The following is a 25,591-nucleotide window of genomic DNA, read 5'->3' on the forward strand; positions in this document are numbered from 1 at the left end:
CGGGTCAAGCAGACGGATGGTGACGGGCAGCCCCGCCATGATGCGGAACAGGGCGGAGAAATCATCCCGCTGGAAGGGCAGTAGCGCCCCGATGGCACGGGCACGGGCTTCCGGTTCTTCCGTCATGATCATCTGGCGCACATGGCCAATCCGATCCGGGCCGAAGAACATGTGTTCCGTACGGCACAGGCCAATGCCTTCCGCGCCGAAGCGACGGGCTGTTTCAGCATCTTCCGGCGTTTCTGCATTGGCACGAATGCCCAGACGACGCACGGAATCGGCCCAGCCCATCAGGGTGGAGAAATCGCCAGAAAGAGAAGGCGGAATGGTGGGAACACGGCCCAGATAGACAGCACCCGTGCCGCCATCCAGCGTGATCCAGTCACCAGCCTTCAGGGTGTGGCCGCCAACGCTGAGTGTCTGTGCCTTGTAGTCCACGGCAATGCTGCCTGCACCTGCAACGCAAACACGGCCCATACCACGGGCCACCACGGCCGCGTGGGATGTCATGCCACCACGGGTTGTCAGCACACCACGGGCGGCGTGCATGCCATGCACGTCTTCGGGTGAGGTTTCGATACGCACCAGAATAACATCTTCACCCTTGGCGGCACGGTCTTCCACATCTTCAGCGGAGAACGCAATCACGCCGGTAGCTGCGCCTGGAGAAGCCGGAAGGCCACGGGCAAGCTGTGTGCGCTCGGCCTTGGGGTCAAGAACCGGGTGGAGAAGCTGATCAAGCGAGGAGGGCGGCACGCGTGTAATGGCGTCTTCCTGCGTGATCAGACCTTCGCGTGCCATATCAATGGCAATGCGCAGTGCGGCTGCGGCGGTGCGTTTGCCGTTACGGGTTTGCAGGAGGTACAGCTTGTTGCTCTGCACCGTGAACTCAATGTCCTGCATGTCCTTGTAGTGGCGTTCCAGCAGTTCGCGCACCTTCAGCATTTCCTGATAGGCCTGCGGCAGCGCCTTTTCCATGGGGTTCTGATCAGGCGTAGCGCGCTCGGCGGACATGGGCTGCGGCGTGCGGATACCCGCCACCACGTCTTCACCCTGCGCGTTGATCAGGTATTCACCGTAGAAAATGTTCTCGCCGGTGGAGGGATCACGCGTGAAGCAGACGCCGGTGGCGCAGTCATCACCCATGTTGCCGAACACCATGGACTGAACGTTGACAGCCGTGCCCCAGCTTGCCGGAATATCATGCAGTTTGCGGTAGGTGTTGGCGCGCGGGTTCATCCAGGAACCGAACACGGCACCAATGGCGCCCCAGAGCTGATCCTTCGGGTTTTCAGGGAAGGGCTTGCCCGTTTCGTTCTGAACAATGCTCTTGTAGTCCTTGACCACAAGCTGCCAGTCTTCAGCGCTGAGGGCGGTATCATCTTCCTTGCCCAGTTCCCGCTTGGCCTGTTCCAGAATGTCTTCAAACCGATGGTGCGGGACACCCAGCACAACGGAGCCGTACATCTGGATGAAGCGGCGGTAGCTGTCCCACGCAAAGCGGGCATCACCGGAGGAGCGGACAAGCCCTTCCACCGTTTCATCATTCAGGCCCAGGTTCAGCACCGTGTCCATCATGCCGGGCATGGAAACACGGGCACCCGAGCGCACGGAAACAAGAAGCGGTGCGTTGGCATCACCGAAGCGCAGCCCCATGGCCTTTTCAACCCGGCCCATGGCATCCTCAATCTGGGATTCCAGCTCTGCCGGGTAGGCGCGGCCATTTTCATAAAAGGCGGAGCAGACTTCAGTGGTGATTGTAAATCCGGGCGGAACTGGCAGGCCGATGTTGGCCATTTCAGCCAGATTGGCCCCTTTGCCGCCGAGGAGATTGCGCATTCCGGCGTTGCCTTCATTATGGCCAGCGCCGAAACTATAGATCCACTTGGTCATTTTGCCGTTCACTTCGTTGGTGCGAACGCAGAGCCAGCTCTACCCCGATCGAGGGGATGGGAACTACCGGAGCAACGGGCCGATCTGCGAACGGATTTTATTTTTTTATTTTGGACGACTTAATCCACCCCATCGATAGCAACGAGCATGACGCGTTTTGTTTCCCGCGGCAATGACTCTTTTTGGGCAAAGGCCCGCTTCAGGCCGGTCTTAGCCCTGACTTGCGCAAAAATCGTTCCATCCGGCTTCGTCCAGCGTATCAATGCCGAGTTCCGCCGCTTTTTTGGCTTTGGAACCTGCTTTTTCCCCCAGAATGACAAGGTCCGTTTTTTTGGAGACGGAATCAGACACTTTTGCCCCCATCCGCTCCGCCATGGCGCGGGCTTCCTGCCGGGTGAGGGTGTGCAGGGTGCCGGTAAACACGACGGTCTTGCCTGCCAGCGGCCCGCCGGAGGTTTGTTCTTCCTCTGTTATGTTCAGGAACGATCTCAGGTCTTCCAATGTTGCAAGGTTGTGCTCCTCGCTCATGAAGGCCACCAGATCATCCGCGATCACGCTGCCAATGCCGGTGATGGAGCCCAGTTCAAGCCGTTCGTCTGAACCAATGATGGCGGCCTTGCGCAACTGTGCCACCCAGTTTTCATACGTGCCGTAATGGCGCGCCAGCAGGCGGGCGTTGCTCTCGCCAATGCGGCGGATTCCCAGCGCGAAGATAAAGCGGGAGAACGCAATGGTGCGGCGCGCTTCTATGGCCTGCATCAGGTTACGCACAGACTGTTCGCCCCAGCCATCCCGCTTCATGATGCTTTCTGCATGGGTGTGCAGGCGGAAAATATCCGCAGGGGTGTGGATCAGCCCTTCCTCATAAAACTCGCGGATACTGCGCTCGCCCAGCCCTTCAATGTCAAAGGCATTGCGGGAGACAAAATGGATAAGCCGCTCCACAATCTGCGCAGGGCAGGTCAGGCCCCCTGTGCAGCGGCGCACGGCTTCCCCTTCCGGCCGCACGGCCAGCGCGCCACAGGCAGGGCAATGGTCAGGGAAGTGGAATGGCTCCGCACGGGGCGGTGCATCCGGACCCGGTGGCACCACGGCCAGAATTTGTGGAATGACATCACCTGCGCGTTGAATCTGCACCGTATCGCCGGGCCGCACATCCTTGCGGGCAATTTCGTCTTCATTATGCAGCGTGGCGCGCATGACCAGCACGCCCCCCACATTGACGGGGTCCAGATGCGCAACAGGGGTCAGGGCGCCGGTGCGGCCTACCTGAATTTCAATGGCCCGCAGGGTGGTAATGGCCTGCTCTGCCGGGAACTTCCACGCCACCGCCCAGCGGGGCGCGCGCCCGGCAAAGCCCAGACGTTCCTGCAATGTCAGATCATCTATCTTGTAAACAACGCCATCAATATCGTAGCTCAGCGCGGCACGGGCACGGCCAATCTCTTCAAAAAAAGCTTCGGCACCACTGGCCGCTTCCAGCCTGCGGGAAAGCGGATTGACCGGAAATCCCCATGCCCGCAACTGTTCCAGATACGCCCAATGGCTGCGGGCCTGCTTTTCTGAACTGAAGCCCATGGCATAGGCGAACAGAGAAAGAGGGCGGCGGGCGGTAACGCGAGGGTCAAGCTGCCGTAAGGAGCCCGCGGCTGCGTTGCGTGGATTGGCGAAGGGTTTGCGGCCAATGGCTTCCTGCGCCGCGTTCAGAGCCAGAAAATGCTCTTTGGAGAGGAAGACTTCCCCACGAATTTCAATCAGTTCCGGCGCGTGCCCCTCAAGCTGCTGAGGTAGATCCTTCAGCGTGAGCAGGTTGGCGGTCACATCCTCGCCTTCCGTGCCATCGCCTCGGGTTGTGCCCCGTACAAAACGTCCGTTTTCATAGGTCAGGCTGATGGAAAGCCCGTCAATCTTGGGTTCGGCCACAAAGGCCAACTTCTGGGCATCTGCCTCGCTCAGCCCCAGAAAGCGGGTCGCACGGCTGATGAAGGATTCAAATTCTGTCTGATCAAACACGTTGTCCAGAGAGAGCATGGGCACCAGATGCCGGTGCTTGCCAAAAGCATTGTCCGGCGCGGCCCCTACGGTCTGGGCTGCACTTTCTGCCGGTTCAGACTCCGGGTGAAGCGCCACAATGGCATCGTAGCGTTTGCGCAGGGCGTCATATTCAGCGTCGCTCACTTCGGGCGCATCATGCGTATAATAGGCGGTATTGTAACGGCCTATCAGGTCTGCAAGGCGGGTGAGTTCGGCTTTCGCCTGTGCGGCGTCCAGTTCGGTCGGGGCGAGGTGTTCAGTCATTCTTCTGTCCAAGCAGGCTGGCGGCGGCGGCGCGGGCGGCATCGGTAATCACGTCTCCGGCCAGCATACGGGCAATTTCTTCCTGCCGTTCTTCCATGCCAAGCGGTGCGGCGTGGGTGGCGGTATTGCCATTGCGTACAATCTTGCCAATGCGCAGATGGGCATCCGCACAGGCCGCCACCTGCGGGCTGTGTGTCACGGCCAGCACCTGCACGGACCGGCTTGCCAGCCGGTGCAGGCGTTCCCCAATGGCGGCGGCGGTGGCACCACCCACACCGGCGTCAATTTCATCAAACACAATGGTGCCAATGGCGGATTGCTCCGCCAACACCAGTTTGAGCGCCAGCATCAGGCGGGAAAGCTCACCGCCGGAGGCCACCTTGGCCAGTGGGCCGGGCGGCTGGCCGGGGTTGGCCGCAATCAGGAAGGTAATCTGCTCCATGCCCTGCGCACTCCAGTTTTCAGGGGACAGGGGCTGGATATCCACCAGAAAGCGGGCCTTTTCCAGTTTGATGGGTTTAAGTTCACGGGTCACGGCCTGTTCCAGCTTGCGGGCGGCTTTTTCCCGCGCTGCAGAAAGGCGTCTGGCGGATGTTTCATACACCGTGCGGGCTTCCTGCATGGCCTGTTGCAGTGCATCCAGATGCGTGACGCCGGTTTCAAGTGCCGCCAGCCGGAGGGTCAGCCGTTCGCGCAGGCCGGGCAGATCTTCGACTGTTACGTCATGTTTGCGTGCGGCGGCACGCAGGGCGAACAGGCGCTCCTCCGCTTCTTCCAGCAGGCGCGGGTTGGCTTCCGATTCATCGGCCAGACGGGAGAGCAGGGTTTCTGCTTCCGCCAGTGCGTTTTCTGCGCCTTCAAGGGCAGCCAGAGCCTCGCTGGTGCGGGCCTCCAGCGGGTCATGGGTCGTTTTTTCGGCAGAGGGAGGCGGAAGCAGGCGTTGCAGAGCGCGGCTGGCACCCCGTAAGGCCGCCGCTGGGCCAGCATTGCGCCGGTCTCGCGGGTTCAGTTCTGCTTGGGCTGCCGCTATGGCCTCACCGCGTCGTTCCGCCTGTTGAAGGGCATGGCGCTGCTGGGCCAGAGCGTCTTCTTCTCCCGCTTGCGGGGCAAGAGTGGACAGTTCGTCCACCGTGTGCCGCAGCCATTCTTCTTCCCGCGCGGCTTCCTGAAGATTTCTGCGTGCGGTTTCCAGTTCGGTAATCAGTTTCTGCCATGTCACGTAAGCGCGTGTTACATCCGTGAGCAGGGAAGACCCCACGCCATAGGCGTCCAGCAATCCGCGATGGGTGCTGGAATCGGCAAGCCCCATCTGCTCGTGCTGGCCCTGAATTTCCACCAGGGTGACAGCCACGCGACGCATGAGCGTGATGCCCACGGCCTGATCATTCACCCATGCGCGGGACCGGCCTTCCTTTGAAATAATACGGCGGAGCATCAGGGGCTCCCCGGCTTCGGCCGGAATCCCCTGTTCGTTCAGCAGCGCATAGGCGGGGTGATCAAGTGGCACGTCAAAACTGGCGGTCACACGGGCCTCATCGGCGCCCGCGCGCACCAAGCCAGCACTGGCCCGTTCCCCCAGCGCCAGCCCCAGACTGTCAAGCAGGATGGATTTCCCGGCACCGGTTTCCCCGGTAAGCGCTGTGAAGCCTGCGTGCAGGGAAAGGTCCAGCGCCTCGATAAGCACCACATCCCTGATGGAAAGGTTTGTCAGCATGATGGGTCCGGTCTGAAAATCTGACGAAGACAATCTCTGAAGCGGTGGTGTGTTAACCGCCTTGAAGCGTTCTATAAAAAAAATAGGCGAACGGAAAGAGAACAGAAACAAAAAGGGGCAGACCGCAGCCTGCCCCTTTTGTGGAAAATGTTGGCGTGAGCACGTTCAGGCTCAGAGCACGCGGGCCTGATCTGGTGGTGCGGGCTCGGCCTTGACCGGTGCAACCGGCGCTTTCTGAATATCCATGGGCTGTGCCGCACCCGGTTGCTGACCAAGGGCCGAAGGCGCAGGGGCCGCACCGGCTGCCGTAGGCGGTGTGGTTGTGGCGGCAGGGGCCTTGGGGGCGGTAATCAGCTTGCCCGGAACGGGGAAGTTGTCGCTCAGCAGTTTGTAACGCTTGAGGTTGCTGTAAGCAAAGCGGTACCATTTGCTGCCGGGGTAGTTGTAGCCCAGCACAATACCGGATTTACGGGCCTGATCTGTCAGCCCCAGATCAAGATAGACTTCCACCATACGTTCCAGCGCTTCGGGCACGTGGTTGGTGGTCTGGAAGTCTTCCACAACGCGCTGGTAGCGGTTGATGGCGGCTTCATAGTTGCGTTCCTGCTGGTAATAGCGGCCTACCAGCATTTCCTTACCGGCCAGATGGTCACGGCACAGGTCGATCTTGAGCTGCGCATCTCGTGCGTATTTGGACTGCGGGAAGCGGGTAATTACTTCCTCCAGCGCATCCATGGATTCCACGGTGCCCTGCTGGTCACGCTGCACATCGGCAATCTGTTCATAGAAGCACAGGGCACGCAGGTAATAGGCGTAGGCGGCGTCCGCACTGGTAGGGTGCAGGCCGATGAAGCGGTTCAACTGCTGCACGGCTTCCGGATACTTACCCTTCAGGTAATAGGAATAGCCTTCCATAAGCTGCGCGTTGGCAACATAACCTGAATAGGGATAGTTCTGCTGGAGCACCTCAAACTCGGCTGCGGCCAGCGTGTAACGGCGGGTGCGCAAGGCATCAATACCGTTATTATACAGCGTTTCAGCCGAAGCCAGTTTTGGAACTGGGGGCGCTTTCTCGTGCCCGAACAGCCCGCAACCGGACAAGCCCAACAGCAGACTGGCCGACACCAGATGGCGTATGCGGCAGCGAACGGAAAGAGGGTTGATAACGCTCACAGACATCCCGGCTCTTCAATTTGAAGCTGTCTTATAGCACGCATAGCGAGCAAGGAAAGGGAAGGAAAGATGGTCTGTGCGCTTTCTCTCTAATGTTCTTACGCAGCCACCCGCGCAGAAACGGCGGAAGGCGGGGTAAAGCGCCATGCTGACGGATCAGCAAACAGGGAGCGCAGAACCTTGTTGTTCAGGCTATGGCCGGACCGATGGCCAGTGAATGCGCCCTTGATGGGGGCACCCGCCAGATACAGATCTCCTACCGCGTCCATCACCTTGTGGCGGATGAATTCATCCGGGCACCGCAGGCCGGAGGGATTGAGAATCTGGTCTCCATCAACAACAATGGCGTTTTCCAGCGAACCACCACGGGCCAGACCGGCCTTGTGCAGGGCTTCTATTTCCTGCCGCAGGGTAAAGGTGCGGCTGCGGGCCAGTTGATGGCGGAAGGTGGCTGGTGTCAGTTCCAGCGCATAATCCTGCTTGCCAATGGCGGCGGCGGCAAAGTCAATCTGAAGCGACAGATGCAACGTTTGGGTCGTGGAGGGGCGGAGTTCAACAAAGGCTCCGTTCTGCTCTACCCGGATAGGGCGCAGCACTTCAATGCTCTGCCGTACGGCGTCCTGAGGCACACGACCAGCGCAATCCAGCAGAAAAACAAAGTCAGCGGCCGAGCCATCAAAAACGGGAATTTCCGGCCCGTCCACCAGAACAAGGGCGTTATCAATGCCGCAGCCATGGAAGGCCGCCATCAGATGTTCAATGGTGGCAATGCGGTTTGCGGGGTTGCCCGCTTCCCCCACAACGGTGCTCAGGCGCGTGTCCACCACGTAATCGAATCGGGCAGGCAGGGGCGCGGCGTTCAGGTCGGTCCGCTGGAAAACAATGCCATGGCCAACAGGGGCTGGTCTCAGGGTCAGGTTGATCGGCGCGCCTGTATGCAACCCCGTCCCTACGCTGGAGATGGAGTGATGCAAAGTATGCTGCACGGCCTTGACCGTTCTGGCCCGGTTATGAGTGGGAACCGCATACGTTTCCGGAGTGGTGGAAAGAGTAATCGGTTCCATCAGGAGACTGTCCATGGCTCTGACGTTTTCCTGCTAGAGTGAAAAACTTTGCAGCTTAACGCTAAAGCCAGCGAGATGTTCTGGCGAGTCAATGATTATTGCCATCTATTACATTGAGAGGCTGTTTAAAAAGTCTGCCCAATCGGGCCGGTGGATGTTCGTTGCGCCTGAAAAATGGTGTTTTTTTGTTCCGATATGTCCGTATCGGCCCTTAAAAACCGCCTTTTCGGCTACAACAAATAGTCACCAGTCTGACGCTGCGGACTGTTCAAGCGGCCTCTAAAAAACGCGCTGCCCTGTAAGGAGCAGCGCGCCAGAAAAAAGAAACGAACGGAAAAAATTACTGACGGCGCAGGAAGGTCGGGATTTCCAGCCCCGTGTCATCCGTATCGGCCTGCCGCACGCTTGGGCCCTGATCTGCCGGGCTGATGGTGGGGCGGGGTGCGGATGCTGCCGGTTCGTTCCGAGGTTCATCCATGCCGGTGCTCCGGCGGAACGCACCCGTTACGCGCCCGAACAGGCTGCGGGAAGAAGGCGGCGTGGGGTCCGGCTGATAAGACGAACGCGGTGTTTCCGTGAACAGACCAGAACGCGGAGACGGGATAGGCCGGGCCGCGGGCTGTGGCTGCTGCGGTGCTGCTGCGGGCGGAATCTGGCCCGGAATGCTGTGCGCAGGCGGCGGGGCCACGCGGGACGTGCCACCCTGAGGAGCCTGATACTGCGGCTGGGCCGGTGCTGCGGCGCGCGGCTGCTGGGGGGCGCTGGCTTCCGGTGCGGCCTGAGCAGCCGTGTTGGTGGACGGAGCCTGACCAGCACCAGTTGCTGCAGGGGCTTCCTGCGGTGTTTCTGCATCAGCAGGCACCAGATGCAGGCGTTCCGGAGCAGGGGGCTTCATGTCAATGCCGGTCGCCACAACGGACACACGGATCTTGCCATCCATGTTGTCATCAATAATGGAGCCCCAGATCATGTTTGCGCCTTCGGCCACTTCACGCCCGATGCGCTTGGCGGCTTCTTCAACTTCAAACAGGGTCATGTCTTCGCCACCGGTGATGTTCACCAGCAGGCCCTGTGCGCCAGACATGGAGGAATCTTCAAGCAGCGGGTTGGCAATGGCGGCTTCAGCGGCCTCAATGGCGCGGTTTTCGCCTTCGGCCTCGCCGGTGCCCATCATGGCCTTGCCCATTTCCGCCATTACGCTGCGGATATCGGCAAAGTCCAGGTTGATGTAGCCGGGGGCCATCATCAGATCGGTCACGCCACGCACGCCCATGTAAAGAACATGGTCAGCCATCTTATAGGCTTCACGCAGGGTCGTACGTTCACTGGCAACGCGGAACAGGTTCTGGTTGGGGATCACGATCAGCGTATCAACATACTGCTGAAGTTCCTTGATCCCTTCATCTGCAATCAGGGCGCGGCGTTTGCCTTCATAGTCAAAAGGCTTGCTGACCACACCGACCGTCAGAATGTTCCGTTCACGCGCCATGCGCGCAATAACGGGGGCCGCCCCGGTGCCTGTGCCACCGCCCATGCCCGTGGTGATGAACACCATGTGCGAGCCGTCCAGATACCGTGCAATTTCATCCGCCGCTTCTTCCGCTGCCCCGCGGCCAACATCTGGCTTTGCGCCAGCACCCAGCCCGTGGGTCAGATGCGGGCCAAGCTGGATGCGGCGGTCAGCCCGGCTTTTGGCAAGGCTCTGGGCATCTGTATTGGCGACAACAAATTCCACGCCCTGAAGGTTTGACGTAATCATGTTGTCCACTGCGTTCGTGCCGCCGCCACCAACGCCGATGACTGTGATTCTCGGCGAGAAATCAGCGTGATTTTGAGGTGGAACGGTCAGATTCAGTGTCATGAGTCTCTCCTGGGAAACGGCAGCGGCAAACGGTATCTTTTGAAGGGCGGTGTGACGTGATGAGTCAATATTCTTTTAAGTATATCAAACTCTCTCACGAATAAAAGCGACGAGTTTTTGCAAAAAGCCAGATGGCGGGGCTTCCCTGAACTCCACATCGCCAAACGGACGTTCGGCGCTGGCAGCCCAGGACAGCAGGCCCGCTGCGGTGGCGAACCCTGCCGCCGCTGCGGTTTTTTCGGGCAGGCCCAGAATATGCTTGGGCCGTCCCAGCCGGACAGACCGGGTAAAGGCGGGTCCATGCCGGCCCTTGGCGGCGGGTGAACCCAGAATACGTTCTGCAAGGGGGCGCATGCCATCAAGAAGTGAGGCCCCGCCGGTCAACACAATGCGACCACTGGCGGCATTGCCCAACCCTGCGCCATCCAGTTTCTCCCGCACCAGTTCAAGCGTTTCTTCCATCCGGGGACGGATGATCCGGCCTAACTGAGCACGGGAAATCTGTTCAAACTGCGGCACATCATTGCCCAGCAGTTCAACGGTCAGCAGTTCATCTTCAACATCAGAGGCCAGATCCGCGCTGCCATACACCGTTTTAAGGCGCTCGGCATTCTCCAGTGACGTGCTCAGCCCCCGTGCAATATCGCGTGTGACATGCAGGCCGCCTACGCCAATCTGTGCGGTGTGCAGAATCTGACCTTCTCCAAACACGGCCAGAGACGTTGTGCCACCACCCATCTCAATAACCGTTGTGCCAAGTTCACGTTCGTCGGCATCCAGCACGGACAGGCCGGACGCCATGGGAGAAGAAACGAGCGCTTCCAGCTTCAGTTCCGCCCGGCTGAGCACTGTTTCCAGATTCAGCAGCGCGGTGGAGGCGGCATCAATAATATGCAGACGGGCCTTGAGGGTTTCACACAGGTGGCCCCGCGGGTCTGCCACGTTTTCTGTATCATCCACCGTGAAATCAATGGGCAGGGTGTGCACAACATCCCGCCCTTCCACCGTGGCCTGCACGCGGCCTTCCGTTACCACGCGGCGGATGTCCGCTTCTGTCACCACACGTCCGCCCACGGGCCAACGTACATTGAACAACCGGCTGGCCGGGTGCCCGCAGGAGAGGTTGACCACCACGCGGTCTATGGTGCGTTCGGCCATCATTTCGGCCTGCCCAACCGTCGCGCGGATGGCGGTTTCCGCCTTGTGCAGATCCGTAATGGCCCCGTTGCGGATGCCATCAGACCGTCGCCAGCCGCAGCCAACCACCCGCAGGCCGCCATTGATCTCCCCGCGCCCGATCAGGCACGTGATCTTGGTGGACCCGATATCCAGCACGGCGGAATATCCGCTGCGCCAGGTGCGCGGGCGTTTGTTGGCTTCGGAAGGGGGCAGCGGCAGGATGGTTTCATCCCCGCTCATCCGCAGGCTGGAAGACGAGGAGGCAGGTGTCCCTTTCTTGCGCGGGCGGCCACCGAGGGAAAAATTGGGAGAAGAAGAGCGTGAGCGGTCGTTCATGTGGGGTTTCCCGGCGGGGGGGCTGAGGCGTGAGAGGAGCCACCCTGGGCGGAGTTCTGTTGTGCGGCATGACCGGGGGTGGTGTCCGGCCCGGCCTTGCCGGAGGAATCTGGTTGTGGGGCCGCTTCTGGCGGTTTTTCCCGAATGGTCAGCCGGTCTGGCAGGCGCATGTCAATCAGCACCACCGGGCGGTCAAGCAGGTGCGTGGTGGCATGCAGCTTGGCCAGACGGTGAATGGCCGGAACCTCTTCCCCTTCTGGCAGCAGCACGGTTGCGCCGTCTTTCAGCGTCAGGTTCCAGCGGCGATTGCTCACGCGCACGGCCGCAACCATGCGGGAGCGTACGTCCGGCTCCTGTGCCAGTGCATCAATCAGGGCGGCGGCGGGTTCATTCGCACCGTCACCCACGACCAGCGGCAGTTTGGTGAAGGCTTCTGCATCCTTGCCGGTCATGCCCTGATCCGGCACCTTGTTGCCTTGGCGGTCTATCAGTTCAAAATGCCCTTTGTGCTGCCATACGGCAAAGGGCGGGCGCTCCGTAATATGGACGTCAATCTCGCCAGACAGATGCCGTTCCACCACAACATGATCAATAAAAGGCAGGGCGTTCAGCCTGTCCCGCGCGTCCGTTACACTGAAGTTCAGTACCGGTTCGCCCACGGAAACGCCCAGCGCCTTGCGGATGGTGTCTTCACTGGTCAGTTGCGCGCCATCAATCTTGATACTGGTGACGCGCAGCGGCGCCTTGTTCAGCAGTTTGTCGCGCAGGGGGGCAAGCTGTTCCCGCGTGCCCGGCAGTTGCAGGTACAGATATCCCGCCCCCCCAAGTGCGCCCAGCACCAGAAGCCCGGCCAAAGGCCGCAGCAGCCGCTTTTGCCGCCGGGCGAACAGGCCAAGGCGTGACGGACGATCAGAAGGGGAAGGCGGGGTTCTCATCAGCGGCGAAGTGCCTCTTCAACCAGCCAGCCGCACAGTTCCGGGTAACTGATGCCACAATAAGCCGCCTGTTCTGGCAGCAGGGATGTTTCCGTCATGCCGGGCTGGGTGTTCACTTCCAGCAGCACAACCCGCGCCGGGCCGCTGCCGGTGTCATCCAGCCGGAAATCAGAGCGGGATGCGCCGGAACATCCCAGCGCCTGATGTGCGGCCACGGCAATGGCACACGCCTGTTCCGCCACCGCCGGGTCTATTTGTGCTGGCAGCGTGTGGGAAGAACCGCCCGCTTTGTATTTGGCGTCATAATCATAGAAATCATGCCCCTTGCCGGGGGTGGGGGTGATATCCGTGACTGTCAGGGCGCGATCTCCCAGAACGCCAACGGTGATTTCACGGCCCGGAATGAATTCTTCCACCAGGGCGTGCGGGCCATAACGCCAGCTTTGCACAATGCTTTCCCGAATGTTGGAGCCCTTGCGCACAATCGACACCCCAACGGAAGACCCTTCGCTTACGGGTTTGACCACATACGGGGCGGGCAGCGGGTCTGCGGCTTCCAGTTCTTCAATGGCAATCACCTTGCCTTCCGCCACGGGCAGCCCGGCGGAGAGGAACACGGCGCGGGCGGCGGCCTTGTCCATGGCGGTGGCGGAGGCGCGCACGCCGGAATGGGTGTAGGGCAGGCCCATCCATTCCAGCACGCCCTGAATACACCCGTCTTCCCCCAGGCGACCATGCAGGGCGTTGAACACAACATCCGGTTTCTGGGCAGTCAGATCATTAACAAGCGCAGCCAGATCCGCCCCGGCATCCAGTTCCGTTACGGTATGGCCCAAAGTGCGCAGGGCGGCGGTAATTCCCTTGCCCGATGCCAGACTGACCTCACGTTCGGAGGAGATACCCCCCGTCAGAACCGTCACACGTTTAGGGTTGCTCATGCCGGGGTTCCTGCCTTGCCAATGCGTTTGATTTCCCAATGCAGCGTGACACCCGCGTTCTGGGCCACACGCTTGCGCACTTCTTCCCCCAGCGCCTCAAGATCCGCCGCAGTGGCGGAGCCGGTATTGATCAGGAAGTTGCAATGTTTTTCGCTCACCTGCGCGCCGCCCAAAGTCAGGCCACGGCATCCGGCAGCGTCAATCAGTTCCCACGCCTTGCGGGGGGACACATCCGGGTCCGGGTTGCGAAAGGTGGAGCCACCTGTTCTGGCCCGCACAGGCTGTGACTGTTCACGCGCGGCCCGGACATCCGCAATGCGGGCGGAAACATCAGCTGGGTTGGCAGGGGTGCCTCGCAGGCGCGCGCGCGTAACAAACGCTCCCTCCGGCAGGCCCGAGCGGCGGTAGCCAAAATTCAGGGCTCCGGCTTCCAGAGTAACAATGCTGCCATCCCGCGTGACAATTTCAGCCCAGTCCAGCACCGTGGCGATGTCCGAACCATAAGCGCCCGCGTTCATGCGCACAGCACCACCAATGGAGCCGGGGATACCGGCCAGAAATTCCAGCCCTGCCAGCCCTGCCTGTGCGGCGTGTTCTGCTACGGTGGCGTCCAGGCACGCGGCCCCCACCACCAGACCATCGTCTTCCACCACAACATCGGCAAAGCCGCGTGCCAGACGCACTACAATGCCGTCCAGCCCGCCATCCCGGATGATCACGTTGGAGCATGCCCCCAGCGCCGTGACGGGCAGTTCTGGCGAGAGCTTCTGCATGACGGCAGCCAGATCCTGCGTATCCGCAGGTTGAAACAGCCATTCCGCTGCGCCCCCCACACGGAACCACGTGCGGGGCCCCAACGGAGCCTGAGGCGTGACCCGCCCCCGTGCGCCATCAAACGCCTGTTGCACCAGATCTGTCATGGTGACGGCACTCATGCCGCGCGTCCGCCTTTGGCCGTAGCCTGTAGCGCGGCAAGCTGTGCGGGCAGCGCCTGCGCCCAGTTGGTGATGGTGCCTGCACCAAGGCACACAACATAATCACCGGGTTTGGCGATGGCGTTTACCATTTCCGCCAGATGGTCCGGGCTGGAGAGCGGCACTACGGAACGATGGCCGCGTTCACGCAGCCCTTCAATCAGCACGTCACGGTCAACGCCTTCAATCGGGTTTTCCCCGGCAGCGTAGATATCGGCCACAATCACGGTGTCCGCATCATTCATGCAGGTGCAGAAATCAGAGAACAGCATTTGCAGGCGGGAGTAACGGTGCGGCTGCATGACGGCAATCACGCGGTTGGCCCCGGCCTGCCGTGCAGCTTTGAGCACGGCGGCAATTTCAACAGGGTGGTGGCCGTAATCATCAATCACGGTAATGCCACCGGCTTCACCCGTGCGGGTAAAGCGGCGCTTGACCCCCCGGAAGGAGGCCAGACCGGAGCGGATAACGTCATCGCTGATATCCATTTCCGTTGCCACGGCAATGGCGGCCAGCGCGTTCTGCACGTTGTGAGAACCCAGCATGGGCAGGCGGAAGGGGCCAGCCTTGCGGGTGCGGCGGGTAACGCGGTCCGTCAGGGTGACTTCAAACGTTGCGCCCATTTTATCGGTGATCAGTTTTTCAGCGCGCACATCAGCCTGTGGGGAGAACCCGTAGGTGACAATCCGATGGTCGGACAGGCGCGGGATCATCTGCTGCACGGCCGGGTGATCAATGCACAGAACAGCAAACCCATAGAACGGCACGTTGGAGACAAACTGGTCATACGCCGCTTCCATGGCCTCGGCAGAACCCCAGTGGTCCAGATGTTCCGGGTCCATGTTGGTCACAACGGAAATAACGGAGGGCAGACGCAGGAAGGAGCCATCGCTCTCATCTGCTTCGGCCACCATCCAGTCCCCTTTGCCCATGCGGGTGTTGGTGCCGTAGGCCTCAATAATCCCGCCATTGATCACGGTGGGGTCAAGCTGTGCGGCTTCCAGCACGGCTGCTACCAGACTGGTGGTGGTGGTTTTGCCATGTGTGCCGCCAATGGCCACGGACCAGCGCAGGCGCATCAGTTCGGCCAGCATTTCCGCACGCCGCACAACCGGAATAAGGCGGCTGCGGGCGGCCACCACTTCCGGGTTGTCCCGGCTTACGGCGGTGGAGATCACAACCACCTGCGCATCACCCAGATTGGCGGCGTCATGCCCGATGGCGATGGGAATACCCGCTGCGCGCAGGCGTTTGACATTGCCGTTTTCCGCAATGTCCGATCCCTGCACGGAATAGCCGAGCATGGAGAGCACTTCTGCAATGCCGGACATGCCAATGCCGCCAATACCGACAAAATGGATGGTTCCAATGGAAAGGGGCAGGGCTCTCATGCGCTGAACTCCGTCTGGCTGGGTGGTGTCGGATAGGCGGGCGAGGGGGAAAGGTGCAAGCATTCTTCTACAACATCGGCCAGACGGGTGGCGGCGTCCGGTCGGGCGAGAGAGGCTGCGGCGGCCGCAGCCCGCGCCAGCTCTTCCGGAGCCGTGAACAAATCGCCCAGCCGGGAGGCCAGGGCGGCGGGGGTGAAATCCGGCTGGCGGATCATCCATCCGGCGCCAGCGGTGGTGATGGCGCGGGCGTTTTCTGTCTGCTCATCACTGGCGGCAATGGGCAGCGGTACCAGAATGGAAGGGCGGCCAGCGGTGGTCAGTTCCGCAACGGAAGACCCACCGGCACGGCCAATCACAAGGTGCGCGCTCTGCAACAGGGCGGGCACATCGTTCAGGAAGGGCTCAACCCGCGCCTGAATACCCAGATCAGCATAGGCCTTGCGTACCTCATCCAGATCCGCCTTGCGGGCCTGTTGGGTCACATGCAGGCGGGCGCGAATGGCATCGGGCAGTTTGCCAAGGGCTGCGGGCACAACCTGCGCGAACACCGTAGCGCCCAGAGAACCACCCCATACCAGCAGGTTCAGTGTCTCGCCCGGCGGCACAAAGCCTTCTCCTGCCAGCGCGGCAATGGCGGGGCGCACCGGCATGCCGGTAAAGGCGGTGTGGGCCCCCATGGGCAGCTTGGCGACGGAGGGGTAGGACGTGGCGATCACATCCGCAAAGCGGGAAAGCACGGCATTGGCCTTGCCCAGAACGGCATTGCCTTCATGAATGATCAGCGCCGGATGCTTGCGGCCCAGCAGGCGCGCGCCCAGCAGGGGCGGCACGGACGGATAGCCGCCAAACCCCACAACGGCATCCGGCTGGATCGTGCGCAGGATGGAACGCGCCTGCCACGCACTGGCCAGCAGGGTTGTGCCGGCCTTCAGCGCCCGGATGGGGCCACGGCCAGCCACCCCTGCGCCCCGCAGCACATATTGCGGGCAGGTGGCAAACACGCCCTCGGTCCGCTTGCCGGCGCGTTCGTCCGTCATCAACACCAGATGGTGGCCGCGTTCGGCCAGCGCATCGGCCAGCGCCTCAGCCGGAAAGAAGTGCCCACCGGTCCCTCCGGCGGCAATGACGATAGTGCGTGTGCTCATGCGGGCCGCCATTGTCTGAGAGTGGTCATGAAGCCGTTTCCGATCTGAGTGCGGCTGCCAGGCTGGTGCCGCGTAAGCGCCAGCACCATGCCAACCGCCAGAGCGATGGACATGGCGGAGGAGCCACCATAGGAGATGAAAGGCAGCGTCATGCCCTTGGTGGGGATAAGATGCAAGGTTGAAGCCATGTTCACAAAGGCCTGAAGCCCAAAACCCGTGACCAGCCCCGTAACGGAGATGACCACAAACGGGTCATCCTCACGGATCAGCCGCAGCAGGGTACGCACCACAATCACGCCGAACACAAGGATAATGAGCATGCAGACAATCATGCCGTATTCCTCGCCTGCCACAGCAAACACGAAGTCCGCATGGGCATCGGGCAGAAGGTCTTTTACGCGGCCTTCACCGGGGCCACGGCCGGTCAGGCCACCATTGCCAAACGCGCGCAGGGCGGTGTCAATCTGGTAGTGATCCCCCACGCCGGGGTGCATGAACCGCTCCACGCGGGAGCGCACGTGCGGGAACAGGAAGAAAGCGGAAATGCCCGCACCAATCATGCAGGCCACGCCCACGCCCACCAGCACAAGGCTTAGCCCATCCACAAAAAGCTGGGTCATGAACACGGTGGTAATAACCGTGAGCATGCCGATATCCGGTTGGGATTTCAGCAGCATGAGAATGACGCCAAACAGCGCAAACGCGATCAGCATGCCCGGAAAATATTTGGACAGCCGCCGCTGGGTAAGCAGCCAGCCCGTGACCACTGCAAAGCAGGGCTTGAGGAATTCGGAAGGCTGGAGGGACATCAGCGGCAGCGCGATCCAGCGGCGTGCGCCCTTGATCTCAATGCCGTGCACCAGTGTCAGGGCCGTGGCCCCCAGCATCAGCGCGCCCCCCAAAAGGGAGAGCCGTAGAACCGCCTTGCGCGAGAGGGTGGAAACCCCGGTTACAATCACCCCGGCAATGGCAAGGAACATCATCTGTTTGAAGATGAACATGTTGCGTGATGCGCCAATGCGCACGGCAACCGCCGGGCTTGCGGCCATCATGAGGATGTAGCCAAACCCGATGAGAATGAACGCACAGATCAGCGTGGTGCGGTCAACATTGCGCCACCAGCGGCCCAGAGCGGAATCATCACTGCGGGAATAACCAGGCATCAGCCGTTCTTTCCTGTCTGCGGTGTTGTCTCGGCGCTGACCGTGCGCGCCAGTTCCTGAAAACGCAGGCCTCGGGCTTCAAAGCCCGAGAACTGGTCAAAACTGGCGCAGGCGGGGGAGAGCAGCACCACCGGGGTCTGGGTCTGCCGTGCCACGGCGTAGGCCGCCGGAACAGCGGCTTCCAGCGTGCCAACCACCGTATAGGGCGCATTATGGGCCTCTAGCGTGGCGGCCAGTTCTTCCGCATCGCGTCCAATCAGGAACGTATGCGCCATACGGGGAAAATAGGGCACGAGAGAGGCGATGCCGCCTTCCTTGGCCATGCCGCCTGCAATCCACACCAGTTTATCGTAACAGCCCAGCGCGCGGGAAGACGCATCCGCATTGGTGGCCTTGCTGTCATCGACAAACACAACGCCATCCTGCTCGGCCACAACTTTCTGGCGGTGGGGCAGGCCGGGGAAGGTACGCAGGCCCGTGGCAATCTGGTTGTCCGTGATGCCAAGGAAGGACGCCATGGCATAGGCGGCAGCCGCGTTTTCCGCATTGTGGCTGCCGGGCAGCGCGGGGCCAATGTCCGCCACTTTCCGGGCATTGTGCCATATGGCGTTGGCCTGCCCGTACACATCGCTGGGTGGGGTGACAGGCGCGCCGGAAATGGTGATGCAGCGGGCCGGACCAGCTTTCAGGCGGGCAGCGATATCGCGGCACCATTGGTCTTCCACGCCAATCACGGCCAGATCGGCTTCTGTCTGGCCTGCAAACACACGCGTTTTGACGTGTGCATAGCCTTCCATGCCAGCGTGGCGGTCCAGATGATCGGGGGTCAGATTCAGCAGGCAGGCGGCATCAAAACGCAGGGTGTCCAGCCGTTCCAGCATGTAGGAGGACATTTCCAGCACATACACGCCGTTATCGGGCAGCAGCGGTAATGCAAGGGCTGCGGGGCCAAGGTTGCCGCCCGCCGCTACGGGCACACCGACTTCAGCCAGAATGTGGGCCAGCAATGTTGTGGTGGTAGATTTGCCGTTGGTGCCGGTAATGCCTGCAAACCGCGCCTTGCTGCCAGCACGTCGCACGGCCTGATACAGCAGTTCTGCATCGGAAAGGATAGGCACGCCTGCTTCCTTGGCCAGCAGGGCGACCGGGTGCGGCTTTGGCAGGACGTGCGGAATACCGGGGGAGAGCACAAGCCCGTCAAACCCCGTAAGTGTTTCAATCGGCGCGCAGGTTATGCGGGCGGCAACATCCGCAGGCAGATCGGCGCATTGGTGGGCCAGCGCCGTGCGGGCGGTTTCTCCATCATCCCACGCCTGCACACGGGCACCGCCCTTGGCCAAAGCCAGTACAGCAGGCACGCCGTTCCGGCCTAAACCCAGAACGGCGTAATGATGACCCGTGAAGAGCGTGGAAGGAAAAGAGTTCATCGCAGTTTCAATGTGGCGAGACCGCACATCCCCAGAATGACGGAAATAATCCAGAACCGGATCACGATCTTCGGTTCCGCCCAGCCTTTTTTCTCAAAATGGTGGTGGATGGGGGCCATCAGAAACACCCGCCGGCCAGTGCGCTTGTACCAGAACACCTGAATGACGACGGAGAGTGTTTCCACCACAAACAGCCCCCCCACAATGCACAGAACCAGTTCATGCTTGATGGCCACGGCCAGTGCGCCCAGCGCGCCGCCCAGAGAGAGCGAGCCTGTATCACCCATGAACACGGAGGCAGGCGGGGCGTTGAACCACAGAAAGCCCAGCCCGGCCCCGACCAGAGCGGCGCAGAAAACCGCCAGTTCTCCCGTACCCGGCACGGCATGCACCTGCAGGTAATCCGCAAACACATGGTTGCCCACCACGTAGGAGAGAATGCCAAACACCATGGCGGCAATCACCACGGGTACAATGGCCAGTCCGTCCAGCCCATCCGTGAAGTTCACGGCGTTGCCAAAACCGGTAATGGTGATCATGGCGAAGATGGGAAAGGCGAACCCCAAGGGCAGCAGCAGGTCTTTTACAAACGGAAAGGCCACCATGTTGGCAAGATCTGCTGGCATCAGGGATTGCAGCCACCAGCCACACAACAGGGAGGTTGCAAATTCACACCCCAGCCGCGTGCGTTTGGAAACGCCGTCTGTATTGCGGCGGGAGAGCTTGAGGTAATCATCCGCAAAGCCCACCGCGCCAAACGCCAGCGTGGTCAGCAGCACGGCCCACACAAACCCGTTCTGCAAATCTCCCCACACCAGTACAGACAGCGTGAGAGAGAACAGGATCAGCACACCGCCCATGGTGGGGGTGCCGGTTTTTTCCAGCAGGTGCCGCTCCGGCCCAAGGGCGCGGATGGGCTGCCCACCACGCTGGATGCGCCGCAGCATGGCAATCAGCGGTTTGCCCATCAGCAGGCTGATCACCAGCGCCGTCAGGCAGGCGCAGCCCGCGCGGAACGTGATGTAGCGCAGCAGATTGAAAAGGGGCAGATGCCCGTCATGGATGGAATTGGAGGCAAGAAGATACAGCATCTCAGGCAGGCTCCACCGCGCTCAGGGTGGTCAGCGCTGCAATCACGTCCCGCATGCGGCTGCCTAAACTCCCTTTCACCAGAACGGCGTCTCCCTTGCGCAGCGCGGCGCAGACCAGAGGAGCCAGAGTGGCGGCGTTGTCCGCCCATGCGCCCTGTTTAGCGTCAGGCAGGGCATCAAAAAGGGATTTCATGTGAGGTCCGCAGCAAAAAACAAGATCAGCAGAAGCAGCGGCTGGCTGGGCCAGTGCCGCATGTTCCGCGGTGGAAAACTCTCCCAGTTCACGGATATCGCCCAGAACGGCAATATGGCGGGAGGCAGGAAGAAGGCGCAGCACATCCAGCGTGGCGCGGATGGACGCGGCAGAGGCGTTATAGCTCTCATCCAGCAAGGTGATATCGCCCCCGGCAATGGTGGCCAGCGCACCACGGCCCTTGCCGGGACGGAAGCTGGCAAGCGCTGCTGCCGCACGGGCAACATCGGCCCCGAAGGCCGCACACACGGCAAGGGCTGTCAGCGCATTGCGGGCCAGATGCGTACCGGGTGCTTCCAGCCGCACCGGCACGCTTGACTGCCCCAGATGAGCCGTAAAGCTGGAACCACCTTCTACCGCGTTCAGAGTATCCAGATGTGCAAAGCTGTCCGGCTTCAGGCCGCTGAGCCACAGGGTGGCATGGGCCTTTTGCGCAGCAGCGTGGAATATGGTCTGTCCGTGGGCATCGTCCGGCACAATGGCGGTGCCACCAGCAGGCAGGGCGGTAATGATCTCCGCTTTTTCCTGCGCAATGGCGTCCAGACTGCCCATATGGCCCAGATGCGCAGACCCGATGGTGGTGATAACCGCCACATCCGGGCGTACCATGCGGGCCAGAGGCAAAATCTCACCGGGATGATTCATCCCGATCTCGCTGATGCAATAGGCAGCATCACGCGGCAGGCGGGCGAGGGTAAGCGGCACACCCCAATGATTGTTGTAGGAGGCCACGGCGGCATGGGTCGGGCCAAGGGCGCTCAAGGCCACGCGAAGCATGTCCTTGGTGGTGGTTTTGCCTACACTGCCGGTAACGGCCACCACCTTGCCCCCAAACCGGGCGCGGGCGGCATGGCCCAAAGCCTGCAACGCTTCCTGCGTATCCGCCACAACCAGCAGGCGTGGGTCTGCAAGGCCCGTGGTGTCATGCACCATCACGGCGGCAGCCCCTTTTTCAAGCGCCATGGCGATATGGGCGTGGCCATCACTGTTATCGCCTTTCAGGGCAATAAACAGGTCTCCGGGTGCCAGCGTGCGTGTATCAATGGAGATACCGGTAACACCCGCATCGTTTTGCGGGGTTCCTGTAAACTGGCCTCCTGTTGCGGCTTCCAGTTCCTCCCGCGTCCAGAGCACACTCATGCCTGTGCCGCCGGGGCGGCGTTCGCCAGGCTTTGCCCAGCCAGCGTGCGCAGAACGTCAACATCATCAAACGGATGAACTTCCGTGCCAATAATCTGGCCCTGCTCGTGCCCTTTACCGGCAACCACCAGAACATCCTGCGGGCCGAGCATGGCCAGCGCCTCGGCAATGGCGGCACGGCGGTCCCCAATTTCCAGAGCGTCCGGCGCACCGGCTTTAACATCGGCACGAATGGCGGCGGCATCCTCCGTGCGGGGGTTGTCATCCGTAATAATGGCAATATCCGCACCGCGTTCAGCTTCCTGCGCCATCAGGGGGCGTTTGCCCTTGTCACGGTCTCCACCTGCACCAAACACCACAATCAGACGCCCAAGGGCGTGCGGACGCAGCGAGGCCAGAAGGCGGGCCAGTGCATCTGGCGTGTGGGCGTAATCAACATAAGCGCTGGCGCCGTTAGGCAGCACAACCGCGCGCTCCATCCGTCCGCGCACACCTTGCAACTGCGGCAGAAGGTCCACCATCTGCATCAGTGCGGTATCATCCGGTGCGGCAAGGGCTGCGGCCAGCAGGGCATTATCCACCTGAAACCGGCCCGGCAAAGCGAGCGAGAGGGTGTGTTTCTGCCCGCCCACATCCAGCACCAGTTCCTGACCGGAGGGGAGGGGGGTGTGCGTGATCAGGCGTATTGTCTCTCCGGCCTCTCCCACCGTGCGCAGGGTGAGGTTACGGGTGCGGGCAATGGCACGCAGGGCATCAAGCGTCACGCTGTCCATGTCTGCATTGGCGGCGGCAATCCGGCCACTGGGCAGCAGGTCAGCAAACAGTTTCAGTTTGGCCTCACGGTAAGCCTCTACCGTGCCGTGATAATCCAGATGGTCACGCGTCAGGTTGGTAAAGCCAGCGGCGGAAAGATGCAGGCCATCCAGCCGGTTCTGTTCCAACCCGTGGGAGGATGCTTCCAGCGCGACATGCTGCACACCCGCGCGTGCCAACGCAGCCAAACCGTTGGCGAGTGCCACCGGGTCTGGTGTGGTGAGGGCCGGCATGGTGATGGGCGGCAGATCCACCCCCGTCAGGCCAAGCGTGCCTAGCCCGGCGGCCTTCAGTCCTTGCAGTGTCCATAGTTGGCGCAGGAAATCGGTGGTGCTGGTTTTGCCGTTGGTGCCCGTAATGGCCACAAGGTTTTCTGGTTGCGGGCCGGCCAGCGCGGCAGCCATCACCGCCAGTGCGTGGCGTGGGTTTGGGGTCAATACAAGCGGGCGTTCTGGCACGTTTTCGGGCCATGTGGTGCCAGTGGGGGCCAGCACGGCAACGGCCCCTTTTTCAACCGCGCTGGCAATAAAGGCACGTCCATCGGCTTTTGCACCGGGCACGGCGGCAAACAGCGTGCCGGGCGTTACAGCACGGCTGTCTGCCGTAATGGCCGTTACGCTTACGTTCCCGCTCAGGGTATCAGACGGGTGGCCGTCAGACAGTCCTGTGGCGTGCAGTTCTGCGTCAGTCAGACCAGCGATATGGCGTAATGAGGACAGGGAAAGGCTCATTCGTCCATAACCTCGCTTCCGTGTTGTTTCTTCAGTTCGGCCAGCTTCTGTTTTTCAGCCGCTTTTTCTGCCTTGCGGGCAGCCTCCGCCTTGCGCGGATCACCGGGGTCATTGCCCGGCCCCAGAGGCCTTACGCCACGCGGCACGGGTGGGTGCATGGGCAGCGCCATGGCGGCGTCAATTTCCGCTGCATGCGCCGTATCCGGGAAGATCTGAAGCATCGGGCCAATGCGGGAGATAATCTTGGAAACAGTAGGTGCTGCGTTCCAGCCAGCCGTTGTCCATCCGTGGGTCTGCGGTGTGGGCTTGGGGCTATCCAGCATGACGTACACGGCGTAGCGCGGCGTATTCATGGGGAAAATGCCCGTAAAGGCCGAGATATTGACGTGCTTCAGATAGCCACCATGCGGGCCGATCTTTTCTGCTGTGCCGGTTTTACCGCCCACAAAATAGCCGGGAGATTCCGCCGTGCGTCCAGTGCCGCTGGTGACATCCAGCCGCAGCAGGCGACGCAACAGAGAGGAATTCTTCTCCGAGATCACGCGCATGCCTTCCGGTGCCGGAAGAGGCTCTTCTCCAGTATCGGTTTGGGCGGTGGGCGTTTCTGCCGCCGCAGCGGGCTTGGGCTGGGCAACGGCCTGCTCAAGGGCCGCAGTCTGCACGCCCTGAGCCAGCGGATTGTCTGGGGCATTGCCAGCCATGGCGGCGGCGGCATCTTCCCGTTCAAGCAGGGTGGGTTTCAGCAGAATGCCACCATTCACTGTTGCAGCGGTGCCGCGCACAATGGCCAGTGGCGGTTCTGCCATACCGTGCCCGAAGCCGACGGTCATGGTGGTGGAAATACTCCACTGGTGCGGCACCAGCGGGCGGGCGGCTTCTGGCAGTTCCACCGGCACAGGCGCAAAAAAGCCCATGTTGCGCATCCATTCCGCCTGCTTCTTGCCGCCAACATCCAATGCGATGTGGGCCGCTGCCGGGTTGGAGGAATAGGCCATCACTTCAGGCAGCGTCAGCCACTCACTGAAATGATCGCTCTTCATGTCGGAAATCTTGAAGCGGCCCACATGGATCGGCACGGAAGAAAAGCGGTCCCAGATATGAATGGTGCCGGTTTCCAGCCCCATGGCCGCCGTTTGCAGCTTGAAGGTGGAGCCAGGCTCATACAGCCCGGTCACGGCCCGGTTGAAGCGGGCATCATTGGTGGCGTGGTTGAATTCGTTCGCGTCATAATCAGGCAGGCTGACCATGGCGACAATCTCGCCAGTGTGCACGTCCATCACAATGGCGCACGCCCCAATGGCTTGGAATGTGGTCATGGCGTTGGCCAGTTCATCCCGCACTACGGACTGCACGCGTACGTCCAGTGAAAGCCGCAGCGGGCGGTGGTCAGACATCAGGCGCTTGTCAAAATAGCGCTCCACACCAGCCACGCCGTGATCATCAATATCCACCGTGCCCATGATCTGGGCGGCCATGTGGCCAAGCGGATAATGGCGGCGTTCACCCGGTTCAAAATAGATGCCGGGAATACCCAGACTGTTGATGGCCAGTTCCTGCTGGGGCGAGATGTTGCGGGCGATATAAACAAACTGTTTGGGCAGGGAGAGCCTGCGCACAGTCTCGGCTTCATCCAGATCTTTCAGAACGGATTTCAGCTTTTGTGTCACATCCTGCGGGTCAATCAGTTCCTGCGGGTTGGCGTATACCTGTGCCACCGGCAGGGAAAGGGCAAGCGTCTGGCCATTGCGGTCCACAATGGAGGCGCGATGCACCTGCGGCAGAGAGAAATCTCCCGCAAGACTGGCTTTGGGGTCGATCTTTGGAATTTCAGGAACCTGAGGCGCAATCTGGCGTTTTTCAGGTGCCATGGGGTGCAGTACGGTGGCGATGGTCAGCTTGACGGCCACAACCGCAAACAGCACGCAAAAGCCGCCTGCTACCCCCAGAAGTCTGACATGCATCTGATCCCGATGGGTCCGCGCACGAAGGTCATCACCCGTGACGCGCACAGTGCGCCCCACAGGGGAGGTGTTTTCAGGTTCGTGCGGCGGTAGGGCCATTGCGGGGGATAG

The 25,591-nt window shown here is 61.2% G+C and carries 18 protein-coding genes; all 18 read right to left on the minus strand.

Annotated features, from left to right (window positions below):
- Positions 1 to 1,893 (minus strand): pyruvate, phosphate dikinase (gene ppdK, locus AD948_RS05955; protein ID WP_061471117.1); only part of this gene is annotated, 1,893 nt, incomplete at its 3' end.
- Positions 1,894 to 2,103: 210 nt separating this feature from the next.
- Positions 2,104 to 4,191: an NAD-dependent DNA ligase LigA gene (gene ligA / locus AD948_RS05960; protein WP_006558231.1), complete on the minus strand. Its 2,088-nt coding sequence runs from the start codon at positions 4,189 to 4,191 to the stop codon at positions 2,104 to 2,106.
- Positions 4,184 to 5,905: a DNA repair protein RecN gene (gene recN, locus AD948_RS05965; protein ID WP_061471135.1), complete on the minus strand. Its 1,722-nt coding sequence runs from the start codon at positions 5,903 to 5,905 to the stop codon at positions 4,184 to 4,186. Before recN ends, ligA begins: the two co-directional genes overlap by 8 nt.
- A gap of 171 nt (positions 5,906 to 6,076) precedes the next feature.
- A complete protein-coding gene (locus AD948_RS05970; RefSeq protein WP_006558229.1) occupies positions 6,077 to 7,084 on the minus strand; it encodes an outer membrane protein assembly factor BamD in 1,008 nt (335 codons plus the stop codon).
- Between the two features lie 92 nt (positions 7,085 to 7,176).
- A complete protein-coding gene (lpxC, locus tag AD948_RS05975; protein WP_035380420.1) occupies positions 7,177 to 8,157 on the minus strand; it encodes a UDP-3-O-acyl-N-acetylglucosamine deacetylase in 981 nt (326 codons plus the stop codon).
- Positions 8,158 to 8,482: 325 nt separating this feature from the next.
- Entirely contained in the window at positions 8,483 to 10,003 is a 1,521-nt protein-coding gene (gene ftsZ, locus AD948_RS05980) for a cell division protein FtsZ (protein WP_061471118.1), read from the minus strand.
- Positions 10,004 to 10,087: 84 nt separating this feature from the next.
- The gene (gene ftsA / locus AD948_RS05985; protein ID WP_035380417.1) at positions 10,088 to 11,518 is read right to left on the minus strand and encodes a cell division protein FtsA; all 1,431 of its coding nucleotides are present in this window, start codon (positions 11,516 to 11,518) and stop codon (positions 10,088 to 10,090) included.
- Positions 11,515 to 12,453 (minus strand): cell division protein FtsQ/DivIB, encoded by a 939-nt coding sequence (locus tag AD948_RS05990; protein ID WP_006558224.1) that lies wholly within the window; start codon positions 12,451 to 12,453, stop codon positions 11,515 to 11,517. The genes ftsA and AD948_RS05990 overlap by 4 nt, the downstream gene beginning before the upstream one ends.
- Positions 12,453 to 13,391 (minus strand): D-alanine--D-alanine ligase, encoded by a 939-nt coding sequence (locus AD948_RS05995; protein WP_061471119.1) that lies wholly within the window; start codon positions 13,389 to 13,391, stop codon positions 12,453 to 12,455. The genes AD948_RS05990 and AD948_RS05995 overlap by 1 nt, the downstream gene beginning before the upstream one ends.
- Positions 13,388 to 14,326, minus strand: coding sequence for a UDP-N-acetylmuramate dehydrogenase (murB, locus tag AD948_RS06000; RefSeq protein WP_045542790.1), 939 nt, complete (start codon positions 14,324 to 14,326; stop codon positions 13,388 to 13,390). The genes AD948_RS05995 and murB overlap by 4 nt, the downstream gene beginning before the upstream one ends.
- Positions 14,323 to 15,756, minus strand: coding sequence for a UDP-N-acetylmuramate--L-alanine ligase (gene murC, locus AD948_RS06005; RefSeq protein WP_006558221.1), 1,434 nt, complete (start codon positions 15,754 to 15,756; stop codon positions 14,323 to 14,325). Before murC ends, murB begins: the two co-directional genes overlap by 4 nt.
- Positions 15,753 to 16,901 (minus strand): undecaprenyldiphospho-muramoylpentapeptide beta-N-acetylglucosaminyltransferase, encoded by a 1,149-nt coding sequence (gene murG / locus AD948_RS06010; protein ID WP_061471136.1) that lies wholly within the window; start codon positions 16,899 to 16,901, stop codon positions 15,753 to 15,755. Before murG ends, murC begins: the two co-directional genes overlap by 4 nt.
- A complete protein-coding gene (locus AD948_RS06015; protein ID WP_006558219.1) occupies positions 16,898 to 18,064 on the minus strand; it encodes an FtsW/RodA/SpoVE family cell cycle protein in 1,167 nt (388 codons plus the stop codon). Before AD948_RS06015 ends, murG begins: the two co-directional genes overlap by 4 nt.
- Entirely contained in the window at positions 18,064 to 19,491 is a 1,428-nt protein-coding gene (gene murD / locus AD948_RS06020) for a UDP-N-acetylmuramoyl-L-alanine--D-glutamate ligase (RefSeq protein WP_061471120.1), read from the minus strand. Before murD ends, AD948_RS06015 begins: the two co-directional genes overlap by 1 nt.
- Positions 19,488 to 20,582 (minus strand): phospho-N-acetylmuramoyl-pentapeptide-transferase, encoded by a 1,095-nt coding sequence (gene mraY, locus AD948_RS06025; RefSeq protein WP_006558217.1) that lies wholly within the window; start codon positions 20,580 to 20,582, stop codon positions 19,488 to 19,490. Before mraY ends, murD begins: the two co-directional genes overlap by 4 nt.
- Position 20,583: 1 nt before the next feature.
- The gene (locus AD948_RS06030; protein ID WP_061471121.1) at positions 20,584 to 21,975 is read right to left on the minus strand and encodes a UDP-N-acetylmuramoyl-tripeptide--D-alanyl-D-alanine ligase; all 1,392 of its coding nucleotides are present in this window, start codon (positions 21,973 to 21,975) and stop codon (positions 20,584 to 20,586) included.
- Positions 21,972 to 23,519: a UDP-N-acetylmuramoyl-L-alanyl-D-glutamate--2,6-diaminopimelate ligase gene (locus AD948_RS06035; RefSeq protein ID WP_156478957.1), complete on the minus strand. Its 1,548-nt coding sequence runs from the start codon at positions 23,517 to 23,519 to the stop codon at positions 21,972 to 21,974. The genes AD948_RS06030 and AD948_RS06035 overlap by 4 nt, the downstream gene beginning before the upstream one ends.
- Entirely contained in the window at positions 23,516 to 25,579 is a 2,064-nt protein-coding gene (locus tag AD948_RS06040) for a peptidoglycan D,D-transpeptidase FtsI family protein (protein WP_061471122.1), read from the minus strand. Before AD948_RS06040 ends, AD948_RS06035 begins: the two co-directional genes overlap by 4 nt.
- Between the last annotated feature and the right edge of the window lie 12 nt (positions 25,580 to 25,591).

Origin of the sequence: Acetobacter senegalensis (assembly GCF_001580995.1) — a bacterium.
GTDB classification, from domain to species: domain Bacteria; phylum Pseudomonadota; class Alphaproteobacteria; order Acetobacterales; family Acetobacteraceae; genus Acetobacter; species Acetobacter senegalensis.

Coding starts and splice junctions, on each gene's coding strand:
- AD948_RS06040 (WP_061471122.1), bottom strand. CDS start 25,579: ATGGCCCTACCGCCGCACGAACCTGAAAACACCTCCCCTGTGGGGCGC.
- ftsZ (WP_061471118.1), bottom strand. CDS start 10,003: ATGACACTGAATCTGACCGTTCCACCTCAAAATCACGCTGATTTCTCG.
- AD948_RS05970 (WP_006558229.1), bottom strand. CDS start 7,084: ATGTCTGTGAGCGTTATCAACCCTCTTTCCGTTCGCTGCCGCATACGC.
- lpxC (WP_035380420.1), bottom strand. CDS start 8,157: ATGGACAGTCTCCTGATGGAACCGATTACTCTTTCCACCACTCCGGAA.
- recN (WP_061471135.1), bottom strand. CDS start 5,905: ATGCTGACAAACCTTTCCATCAGGGATGTGGTGCTTATCGAGGCGCTG.
- AD948_RS05995 (WP_061471119.1), bottom strand. CDS start 13,391: ATGAGCAACCCTAAACGTGTGACGGTTCTGACGGGGGGTATCTCCTCC.
- AD948_RS06035 (WP_156478957.1), bottom strand. CDS start 23,519: ATGAGCCTTTCCCTGTCCTCATTACGCCATATCGCTGGTCTGACTGAC.
- AD948_RS06030 (WP_061471121.1), bottom strand. CDS start 21,975: ATGAGTGTGCTCTGGACGCGGGAGGAACTGGAAGCCGCAACAGGAGGC.
- ligA (WP_006558231.1), bottom strand. CDS start 4,191: ATGACTGAACACCTCGCCCCGACCGAACTGGACGCCGCACAGGCGAAA.
- ftsA (WP_035380417.1), bottom strand. CDS start 11,518: ATGAACGACCGCTCACGCTCTTCTTCTCCCAATTTTTCCCTCGGTGGC.
- murG (WP_061471136.1), bottom strand. CDS start 16,901: ATGAGCACACGCACTATCGTCATTGCCGCCGGAGGGACCGGTGGGCAC.
- murD (WP_061471120.1), bottom strand. CDS start 19,491: ATGAACTCTTTTCCTTCCACGCTCTTCACGGGTCATCATTACGCCGTT.
- murC (WP_006558221.1), bottom strand. CDS start 15,756: ATGAGAGCCCTGCCCCTTTCCATTGGAACCATCCATTTTGTCGGTATT.
- AD948_RS05990 (WP_006558224.1), bottom strand. CDS start 12,453: ATGAGAACCCCGCCTTCCCCTTCTGATCGTCCGTCACGCCTTGGCCTG.
- AD948_RS06015 (WP_006558219.1), bottom strand. CDS start 18,064: ATGCCTGGTTATTCCCGCAGTGATGATTCCGCTCTGGGCCGCTGGTGG.
- mraY (WP_006558217.1), bottom strand. CDS start 20,582: ATGCTGTATCTTCTTGCCTCCAATTCCATCCATGACGGGCATCTGCCC.
- murB (WP_045542790.1), bottom strand. CDS start 14,326: ATGAGTGCCGTCACCATGACAGATCTGGTGCAACAGGCGTTTGATGGC.